This window comes from Cesiribacter sp. SM1 (genome assembly GCF_020178975.1).
In the GTDB taxonomy this organism is placed as follows: Bacteria; Bacteroidota; Bacteroidia; order Cytophagales; family Cyclobacteriaceae; genus Cesiribacter.
Genome location: NZ_JAHXBU010000025.1, coordinates 1 through 1,470 on the forward strand (window position 1 = coordinate 1; position 1,470 = coordinate 1,470).

2 protein-coding genes are annotated in these 1,470 nt (G+C 41.2%); both read right to left on the reverse strand.

The genetic code is table 11. The features are described from left to right. Positions 1-234: 234 nt before the first annotated feature. Positions 235-783 carry an NADAR family protein gene (locus KWJ01_RS03920; protein WP_224995120.1) on the reverse strand — a complete coding sequence of 183 codons (549 nt, stop codon included), beginning with the start codon at positions 781-783 and terminating at the stop codon, positions 235-237. Positions 784-907: 124 nt separating this feature from the next. Next, positions 908-1,470: hypothetical protein (locus tag KWJ01_RS03925; protein ID WP_224995121.1), on the reverse strand; the 563-nt coding region annotated here is incomplete at its 5' end.

Sequence of the window (1,470 nt, forward strand, 5' to 3'; positions counted from 1 at the left end):
TGCCCTCCTGCTGGCGGCTTGTCCTTTTACCTTTCGCTAACGCAGTAGCTAATCTTTTCTGCTACTGCTGCTTAAGAAGCGAAACGAATATTGACTTAAGGCCAACGTCCGTTGAATAAAGCAGGCGACCATTCACTGCCGCTCACTGAAAGGACGCAAAATTTCACTTTGCATGCAAATGGCTGAACGCTGTGTGGGAGCTTGCTTTATTCTGTTGTTGCCAGTAGTTTATTTTTATTTTTTCATCTGCTCCCGTACATCCATGAGCGCAAATCCAAGGAGGTTTTCACCTTTCCATTTTAGAGGATTTTCAGCGTCAGGATGGTCTTTTGCCATACCAATCCCCCATATGTTATCTACAGGACTGGCTTCTACTAATATTCTGTCCGCCGTCGATAGCAGATATTCTTTCATGTCTGGATAAGCATTGAATTTATGGTAGGTGCCAGTCCTGACGATATCAAATCTATTGTCCAGCCACTTCTGATTGTCAAAGTTCTTTACCTGCCGACCTAAATCTTTTGCATGCCCAGGTGTAGTGGCCTGGATAATCTTTTCTGCAATTTCTTTGTCACCAAACAGCCTTGCTTTTTCAGCCATCATCCAATGCTCTGCCGTCTGATATTCCAATCCGTCTACAGTAAATTTAGAAGGATACCACTGGCTGAAGATGAACGGTCCAACCGTCTGTCCATGACCTGGAGTATGGCCCCAAAAGAACAGATACTTCAGTCGTTCTCCGGCAGCATATCTTTCCTGTATCTGTTTTAGGAGTGGGTTCATAATGGGTTTTAATTACTGGCAACGTCCATTGAATAAAGCAGATGCCCTACACCGGCTTTTGATGAAAGTACGCAAAAGTTGCTTCCTGCATTGTCAATGGCTGAAAGCGCTGTGGGCATTTGCTTTATTCTGTTGTTGGTGGCTGAATAGTATTTTTTTTATGTTCTGCCGTTAAGATATCTTTCCATTCATCGTTTTCAGGCGTGAATGATACAAACCTATCTGAATGTCCTTTTTGTATCCAAATCCGACCACAATTTTCACATTGATATACTTTCTTATTAAGGTCAAACAACTTTGATGTAATAATATCATAGATCATTTGAGTGTCAGTCAAATCTTTAGGGTATTGCTCACTGAAATGATTTTTAATCCACATAATCCTTTCATTTCTTTTTGTTGCCTCAATCAAAGAGTCGATAGATTCTTCTATCCTGTCTAAAGAAGTATAAAAGGATTGGTCAGGTATCAAATCAGCTTTATACGGTAGATTATCTGTTGTATCAGAGATGACATGATCGCATTTACACCGAAGCTTGCTCATTGTATTTATTTTGCCACCAACGTCCGTTGAATAAAGCAGGCGACCTTCACCGCCGCTCACCGAAAGTACGCAAAATTTAACAATAGCACTATCAATGGCTGAAAGAGCTATTGGAGCTTGCTTTATTCTGTTGTTGGTGTGTG